Source organism: Mesorhizobium sp. M5C.F.Ca.IN.020.32.2.1 (assembly GCF_004023105.1).
GTDB lineage: Bacteria > Pseudomonadota > Alphaproteobacteria > Rhizobiales > Rhizobiaceae > Mesorhizobium > Mesorhizobium wenxiniae.
This window is the reverse complement of the sequence record NZ_RZSX01000219.1, coordinates 1-8,032: the sequence shown is the minus strand read 5'-3', so window position 1 is coordinate 8,032 and position 8,032 is coordinate 1. Positions and strand designations below refer to the sequence as shown.

8 protein-coding genes and 1 pseudogene are annotated in these 8,032 nt (G+C 63.3%); 3 read left to right on the top strand and 6 right to left on the bottom strand.

Features of this window, described 5'->3' with window-relative positions; genetic code table 11:
• The 5 genes from EOA86_RS13410 to EOA86_RS13390 all read right to left on the bottom strand — a co-directional run.
• A partial coding sequence (locus EOA86_RS13410) for a DUF4147 domain-containing protein (protein WP_128342098.1) occupies nt 1–501 on the bottom strand: 501 nt, incomplete at its 3' end.
• Nucleotides 498–1,001 (bottom strand): heme-degrading domain-containing protein, encoded by a 504-nt coding sequence (locus EOA86_RS13405; RefSeq protein WP_029347573.1) that lies wholly within the window; start codon nt 999–1,001, stop codon nt 498–500. The genes EOA86_RS13410 and EOA86_RS13405, both read right to left, overlap by 4 nt.
• A 47-nt stretch (nt 1,002–1,048) precedes the next feature.
• Nucleotides 1,049–1,783, bottom strand: a complete 735-nt coding sequence (locus tag EOA86_RS13400) for an aspartate/glutamate racemase family protein (RefSeq protein ID WP_128342096.1) — start codon at nt 1,781–1,783, stop codon at nt 1,049–1,051.
• Between the two features lie 20 nt (nt 1,784–1,803).
• Complete coding sequence (gene guaD, locus EOA86_RS13395) at nt 1,804–3,129, bottom strand: guanine deaminase (RefSeq protein ID WP_128342095.1); 1,326 nt, start codon at nt 3,127–3,129, stop codon at nt 1,804–1,806.
• Between the two features lie 2 nt (nt 3,130–3,131).
• Complete coding sequence (locus EOA86_RS13390) at nt 3,132–4,349, bottom strand: urate hydroxylase PuuD (RefSeq protein WP_128342093.1); 1,218 nt, start codon at nt 4,347–4,349, stop codon at nt 3,132–3,134.
• 139 nt (nt 4,350–4,488) lie between these two features.
• On the opposite strand from EOA86_RS13390, the gene EOA86_RS13385 reads away from it, so the two are divergent.
• The 3 genes from EOA86_RS13385 to EOA86_RS13375 all read left to right on the top strand — a co-directional run bounded on the left by EOA86_RS13385 (nt 4,489) and on the right by EOA86_RS13375 (nt 7,775).
• Nucleotides 4,489–5,409, top strand: coding sequence for a LysR family transcriptional regulator (locus tag EOA86_RS13385; protein WP_128342091.1), 921 nt, complete (start codon nt 4,489–4,491; stop codon nt 5,407–5,409).
• 75 nt (nt 5,410–5,484) lie between these two features.
• The gene (locus EOA86_RS13380) at nt 5,485–6,507 is read left to right on the top strand and encodes an LLM class flavin-dependent oxidoreductase (RefSeq protein WP_128342090.1); all 1,023 of its coding nucleotides are present in this window, start codon (nt 5,485–5,487) and stop codon (nt 6,505–6,507) included.
• Nucleotides 6,504–7,775: an LLM class flavin-dependent oxidoreductase gene (locus tag EOA86_RS13375; RefSeq protein WP_128342088.1), complete on the top strand. Its 1,272-nt coding sequence runs from the start codon at nt 6,504–6,506 to the stop codon at nt 7,773–7,775. Before EOA86_RS13380 ends, EOA86_RS13375 begins: the two co-directional genes overlap by 4 nt.
• Before the next feature lie 25 nt (nt 7,776–7,800).
• On the opposite strand, the pseudogene EOA86_RS13370 reads toward EOA86_RS13375, so the two are convergent.
• Nucleotides 7,801–8,032: pseudogene (locus EOA86_RS13370) on the bottom strand (xanthine dehydrogenase accessory protein XdhC); the annotation flags it as partial.

Below are 8,032 nucleotides of genomic sequence, written 5' to 3'. Positions count from 1 at the left end.
GCCCTTGATAATGGAAACATGCTTGCGGATAGTGTTCATGGCGGCGATCGGCGCGCCGGAGGCGAGCAGCGCCTCGTTGACGGCGATCTCGTCGGCCAGCGTCAGACCTTCCGCGGGCGCCGGCAGCAGCGCCGACCCCCCGCCGGAAATGAGCGCCACGACCAGATCATCCGCGGGCAGCCCCTGAACTTTTTCGAGCAGCCGGCGCGACGCTTCGAGCCCTGCGACGTCCGGCACCGGATGCGCCGCCTCGATGATCTCGATGCGCTGGCATGCCGCAGCGTAGCCGTAGCGGGTGACGACCAGCCCTTCGATCGGCCCGTCCCACACCTTCTCGAAAGCCGCCGCCATCTGCGCCGAACCCTTGCCGGCACCGACGACGATGGTGCGCCCTTTCGGCCTTGCCGGCAGGTGATCCCTGATGGTCCTCTGGGGATCGGCAGCGGCGACGGCGGCATTGAAGATCGCGGTGAGGAAGGTTTTGGGATCGATCTCGGTCATTTTGCTTCCGGCGGCAGTGCCAGTTCGCACCCGTCGACGCCGAGATGGCTGCACAGCGCATCGACGACGACGCCGTGATCCTCGCGCTCCGGCAGGCCCGAGACCGCGATCACACCGATCACACCGGCGCCCTTGACCGTGACTGGAAAACCGCCGCCGGCCAGCACGTAGTCTGATATGTCGAGCCCCTCGCCCGGCTTGAAGCTGCGGTCGGGACGCTGCTGCTCCAGCACCATGCGGTAGGTGCTTTTCAGGAAACGCCGCACTACGTTGATCTTGCGCCGCGCCCAATCCGGATTGGAGGCGTTCGAGCCCGGCATTGCCGCGTAGAACAGCGGCCGGTCGAAGGTTCTGATATCGACGATGATCGGCAGATTCTCGGCTAGTGCCCGGTCGCGGATCGCCGAGCCGATCTTGAAGGCGACAGCCTCATCAAAGGCCGGGAAGACAAGCTCGGCTTCCTGTTTCTGGATCAGAGCGATATCGTCCGCAACGGCCATGTCGTTCCCCTGTCAACTCCACGCTTTGACCGATGGTTGCCGCCGGGTCAAGCCTCGGATGCTTCACGCGGATCCGTCTCCAGCGCCAGATCGACCGCGGCCTCGGCATGAAGAACCGTTACGTCGAAGGCTGGCACAGGATAGTCGTCCGTGTCGAGCAGAAGCGGCAGTTCGGTGCAGCCGACGATGATCGCTTCCGCGCCACGGGCCTGAAGATCACGCGCCATTTGCAGGAGCGCCGCCTTGGAGGCGTTCTTGACGGCGCCCAGGGTCAGCTCGTCAACGATGATCCGGTGCAGAGCGGTGCGCTGCTCCTGTAGCGGCGTGATCACGTCGAGGCCATGACGGTCCCTGAGCCGTTGTCTGAAGAAATCCATCTCCATCGTGTATCGGGTTCCCAAAAGTCCGACGCGCGAGAAACCCCGGTTGCGGATCGCAACTGCAGTCGGATCGGCCAGATGGAGCAACGGGATACCAATCGCCGCCTCAACCTGATCTGCAACCGAGTGCGGGGTGACCGCGGTGATGATCACGAAGTCTGCCCCGGCCCTTTCCAGGCACCGCGCGGCCTCGGCAACTCTTTCACCGACGCTATCCCATCGACCCATGGAAGCCATGGTGTTAAGTTCGTCGAAATCGAGCGTGAACAGTACGGAGCGCGCATTGTGATGGCCGCCAAGCCGGCGATGTGCGGCCGCGTTCAGCAGCCGGTAGTAGAGGGCGCTCGACTCCCAGCTCATTCCTCCGACCATTCCGATCAGCTTGGACTGGCGTACTGTCATGCTTGAACCCACCGATTACTTCATAGCCCGACGTTAAGTCCCAGATCGCTTTTCATCGCACGTCCGGCGACATAGACCTCGCGCACGGCGCGGTCGTCGCCCTGTGTCTGCAGCAGAAACAGTTCCTCCGCCAGCGTGTCCGCCGTCTCCATCCGCAGCCGCATGGCCGGCGTGGCGCGGGCATCGAGGACGATGATGTCGGCATCGCTGCCTTGGTCGAGCGTGCCGACTTTTTCCACGACCGACAGCGCCTCGGCATTGCCGCGGGTGAGCTGCCAGAACGACTGGAACGGGTTGAGCTTCTCGCCGTTCAGCGCGATCACCTTATAACCCTCGTCCATGGTGCGCAGCATCGAGTAATTGGTGCCGCCGCCGACATCGGTGGCGGCGGCGATGCGGAGGGCTTTGTCACGCGTGCGGTAGCGCTGATAGTCGAACAAGCCCGAGCCGAGGAACAGGTTCGAGGTCGGGCAGAACACGGCCACCGAGCCCGTCTCCGAAAGCGCATCCGCCTCGCGTTCCGACAGATGGATGCAGTGGCCGAATAGGCTTTTGCGCCCGAGCAGCCCATAATGCTCGTAGACATCGGTATAGTCGTGTGCCTGCGGATAGAGTTGCAGCGTAAAGGCGATCTCGGCGTGGTTTTCCGACAGATGCGTCTGCATGTGCAGATCGGGATATTCGCGGCAGAGGGCACCTGCCATCTCCAACTGCTCGGGTGATGAGGTGATGGCGAAGCGCGGTGTGATGGCATAGTGCTGGCGCCCCTTGCCGTGCCATTCGGCGATCAGCGCCTTGCTGTGGTCATAGGCCGATTGCGGCGTGTCGAGCACGCCCTCCGGCGCGTTGCGATCCATCATCACTTTGCCGGCGATGTTCAGCATGTTGCGGTCATGCGACTCGGCGAAGAACGCTTCGGCCGATTCCCTGTGGACCGAGCAATAGGCGGCGACGGTCGTCGTGCCATGACGCAACATCTCGTCGAGGAACAGCCTGGCGATGCGGCGGCCATGCTGTGCGTTCTGGAATTTGGTTTCCTCGGGAAAGGTGTAAGTGTTCAGCCAGTCGAGCAGTTCCGCGCCATAGGAAGCGATGACCTGCATCTGCGGAAAATGCGCATGCGCGTCGATGAAACCAGGCAGCAGCAGGTGCGGGCGGTGGTCGATCTTTTTTGCGCCTTCATCAGCTTTTTTCTCGACGTCGGCGTAGGCGCCCGCGGCAACGATCCTGCCGTCGCGGAGCAGCAGGCCGCCGTCGTCCTCGTAGCGCCAGGCGGAATGATCGTCCACGGTCTCAGGCCAGCGCAGGAAGGACAGCGTGCGGCCGCGCAGGAGCGTGCTGGTCATGCTTATTTCCCTGTCTGCTCGAACCATGCCACCAGCAACGCCCGTTCCTTGTCGGTGATATGGGTGACGTTGGCGGGCGGCATCGCGTGGCTACGGCCGGCCTGCAGGTAAATCTCGCGGGCCTGCTCGGCGATACCGGCGTCGGTGTCGAGCATCACACCTTTCGGCGCGTGATAGATGCCCTCGTAGGATGGCTCCCGCGCATGACACATCGAGCAGCGGCCAAGCACGGTGTCGCGCACTGCGGGAAAGTGCGCCGAGGCGACATAGAGCTGTGCCGCCGAGGACGCCTTGACTTCGCCGGTCAGCACTTTCGGCACCGTTGATAGCCAGATAATGATGACGTACAGGACGGCGGCAGCCAGCCAGGTCCAGGTCGGGTTACCCTTGCGCGCATGCATGGTGTTGAAATAGTGCCGGATCAGCACGCCGATGGTGAAAACCAGCGAGGCGATCACCCAGTTGAACTCGGTGCCGAACGCCAGCGGGTAGTGGTTCGACAGCATCAGGAACAAAACGGGCAGCGTCAGGTAATTGTTGTGCAGCGAGCGCTGCTTGGCAATCTTGCCGTATTTCGGGTCGGGCTTGCGGCCGGCGATCAGGTCGGCGACGACGATCTTCTGGTTCGGGATGATGACCATGAAGACATTGGCCGACATGATCGTTGCGGTGATAGCGCCAAGATGCAGGAAGGCGGCGCGGCCGGTGAACAGGTGGGTAAGACCCCAGGCGATGAACACCAGCACGCCATAGAGCACCAGCATCAGGCCGGTGTCGCTCCTGCCGAGCGGCGAACGGCACAAGAGATCATAGACCACCCAGCCGACGCCGATCGTCGCCAGTGACAGCAAGATGCCTGTAGGCACCGACATGGCAAGCACATTGGGATCGATCAGGAAGAGGTCCGCCCCGGCATAGTAGACGACGCACAGCATGGCAAAGCCAGACAGCCAGGTGGCGTAGGATTCCCATTTGAACCAGGTCAGGTGCTCGGGCATTTCGGCCGGCGCCACCAGATATTTCTGGATGTGATAGAAGCCGCCGCCATGCACCTGCCATTCCTCGCCGAAGGCGCCGACAGGCATGCCCGGTCGCTGGCGCAAGCCGAGATCAAGCGCAACGAAATAGAAGGACGAACCGATCCAGGCTATGCTGGTGACGACATGCAGCCAGCGCACGGCGAAACTCAGCCAGTCCCAGAAAATCGCGAAATCCAACATTGAAAGTCGTCCCTGCCGATCGGCTGACTTTACGGACTGGAGCGCAAACGGAAAGGGCCGAGCTGCACGATGACTTTCAAAAAAAAATGGAAAATATTAGGGTTATCCCTACGCAGCCGTATGAGAGCCATAAAGCCGCATGGCCTACCTCGACAACATCGCCGTTTTCGTCCGCGTCGTCGAGCTTGGCAATCTATCGGCGGCGGGCCGCGACATGCGCATTTCGCCGGCGGTCGCCTCCAACCGCATCAAGGAGCTCGAAAAGCACCTTGGTGTCAGGCTGTTCAACCGCACGACGCGGCAATTAATGCCGACCGAGCACGGCACGGTGTTCTACTCCGGCGCCAAGCAGGTGCTTGAGGCGGTCACCGAGGCGGAGGCCGCGGTCAGCGCGTTGTCCGGCCAGCCGCGCGGCACCATCAAGGTGACAGCGCCGCTCGGCCTCGGCCGGCGGCTGGTGGCCTCGGGCATCCCAGATTTCCACGACAAATACCCTGATATCGAGGTGCGGCTGAGGCTTTCAGACCACAATGTCGACATTATGAAGGAAGGCATCGACGTTGCCTTCCGGCTCGGTATCATCGAGGACTCCAGCCTCAGGATGCGCGGCATCATGGAGTGCGAGCGTGTGCTGGTGGCGGCGCCGAAATATCTTGAGGCGCGCGGTGAGCCGACCGAACCGCAGGAATTGATCGGCAAGAAGCACGACTGCCTGATGCTTCGCTATTCCGGCGCGCGCGAATACGTCTGGACGCTGCAGACGGTTGACGGCCCGCGGAAATTCGAAGTGCATGGGCCTTATGACACCGACGATGGCGACGTGCTGACCGGCTGGGCGCTGTCCGGCCGCGGCATCATCAACAAGCCGCGCTTCGAGGTTGAGCCGTTCATCCGCGACCGGCGGCTGAAGGTGATCCTGCCCGACACGCCGCCGACACCGGTGCAGTTCGCCGCCGTCTACCCGCACAAGAAGCTGCAGGACCCGAAGGTGCGGCTGCTGCTCGATTTCATGGCCGACCGCTGCCAACGGCTGATCAAGGATATTCTGGCAGGCAAATGATCGCCGGCTGGCCGGTTGCGTCCCGTCAAGCCGGCGAAGATAGTCCCTGCGGAATTCACTCACCAGGTAAGACCGATGGCCAGCGGTGCCAAAATGCATCTCGCCGTTTCACTGTTTCCGGAAAGCGCTCTTTCCCCTCCATCCGACGCCGGTCCGGATTTCACTCTTTTGGCCCGGTTTGTGCAAAAGGCCGAGACGGCCGGGCTGGATATGGTGCTGCTTGCTGATTCCGCGCCGGCTGCAGGCGGCGACGCAGCGAACCGGCAAGTGCCCTTCGAAGCGACGACCCTGCTGGCAGCGCTTGCGACGATTACCAGCAGGATCGGCCTCGTCGCCGCGGCGTCGACGGTCGCCCACCAGCCCTACAACCTCGCGCGCCGTTTCGCATCCCTCGACGTCATCAGCCATGGCCGTGCCGGGTGGCACGCAAGCATGGTCCCCGATCCGCGCGAGGCGACCAATTTCAGCCGTCCGGAAGGGTTTTCCCGCGACGATTTCCGCCGACGCGCGGAAGAATTCATCGGGATCGTGCGGGGCTTGTGGAGAGGTTGGGATGCGGATGCCCTGCTGTTCGACCAGCGCGGCGGCCGCTTCTTCGATCCCGAAAAGATGCACCTGCTCGACCACAAGGGCGAGTTTTTCTCTGTGCGCGGGCCACTGAACGTTGCACGCTCGCCGCAGGATATGCCGGTGCTCGTCATGTCAGGCCTGTCGGAGCCCGACATGGAGATCGCCGCCCGCTTCGCCGATGTCATCCTGCTGGACGAGCCATCGATCGCGGGCGCGAAGCCCGACGATCTGAAGCGCCACGCGCTTGCGTTCGGGCGCAGTCCTGGCGCGACAAAGGTGCTGATGACCGTCGCGCCGGGTGCTGACATGGCCGCCAGGCCGGACCTGATCGCGGATAGGCTCGAAGAGCCCTTCCGATCGAAAAGCTGCGATGGTTTCAACATACTCATGCCACCGGCGCTATCTGTGCTCGACGATTTCGTCGACCTCGTGCTGCCGGAGCTTCGCCGTCGCGGCCTTCTCCGGTCGGATTATCCCGGCGCGACGCTGCGCTCCCATCTCGGACTTGCTGGGGGAGATGAACGATGACCGCCCATCGACGTCAGATGAAGCTCGGGGCGTTCCTGTGGGCAACAGGCCACCACATTGCCGCCTGGCGCCACCCAAAAGCGCATGTGACGGCAGGCGTCGACATCGAGCACTACATCCAGCTGGCGCGAACGGCGGAGGCGGCGAAATTCGACATGATCTTCTGCGAGGACGCCGCCGGCGTGCGCGAGGCCGATATCAACATCGCCAGCCAGACGTCGCGCTCGATCGGCTTCGAACCGATCAGCCTGCTTTCGGCTCTCGCGGCCCAGACCAGCCGCATCGGCCTCGTATCCACGGCATCGACGAGCTATACCGAGCCTTACGGGTTGGCGCGGACCTTCTTGTCGCTCGATCATCTGAGTGGCGGCCGTGCCGGCTGGAACCTTGTCACCTCCGCCAGCCACATCGAAGCTGCTAATTTCGGCGCGACCGGCCTGCGCCCGCACGCCGACCGTTATGAGCGCGCGCGAGAATTCGCTGCCGTGGTTACCGCACTCTGGCAAGGCAAGCTGGACGGGGTTTCCGGACCTGGTCACGACGGCAGAAGCTTTTCAGTGCGGGACCCACTCGATCTGCCGCGCTCGCCCCAGGGCGCACCGGTCATGGTTCAGGCCGGAGCATCGGACGAGGGCAGGGATCTTGCCGCCCGGACCGCTGATGTCGTGTTCACGGCAGCGCAGACATTCGAGGAGGCGAAGGCCTTCTATGATGATCTCAAGGGGCGTCTGGCGACCTATGGGCGCGAGCCGGACGACATCAAGATCATGCCGGGCGTCGCACCGATCGTGGCGGCAACCGAAGCGGAAGCCACGGCAAAATATGAGGAGCTGCAGGAGCTGATCCCCGACGATGTCGGCGTCGCGCTGCTGTCCAGCTATCTCAGTATCTCCGATCTGTGGCGCTATCCCATCGATGGGCCGTTGCCGGAGCTGCCGCCCAGCGAAGGCATGCAGAGCCGGCAGGCGCTGGTCATCGAGCAGTCGCGCCGCGGCAACCTTTCGATTCGCCAGCTTGCCCGCCATTTCGCCGGCGCTCGCGGCCACTGGCGCGTCGTCGGAACGCCGGCCCAGATCGCCGACGAGCTCGAGGCACGCTTCGAGGGTGGCGCGGCAGACGGCTTCAACGTTATGCCGTCCTATTTTCCTGGCGAGCTTGATGCCTTTGCCGTGCTTGTCGTGCCGGAGCTGCAGCGGCGCGGCCTGTTCCGCACCGACTATGAAGGCAGCACGCTGCGCGACCATCTGGGTATGAAACGGCCGATGTGAGCAGCAGGCTGTAGGAGCTTGGCTGTCAGCCGGCCATTGCCTTGCCACGAGAGGCGGGGTGCGGAGCGGCCGACGCCGTGGCATGCGCGGCCAGCGCCGTCATGATCTCGGCGGCGGCCAGTGCCGCGATCACCTGCGGGCGCTTGTCCTTGACCGTTTCGCCGCCGATCGGCGAGACCAGGCGGGCAAATTCCGCCTCGCTGCCGTCCGTTGACTTCAGGAACCAGCTCCTGAACGTCGCCTTTTTGGTCTTCGAG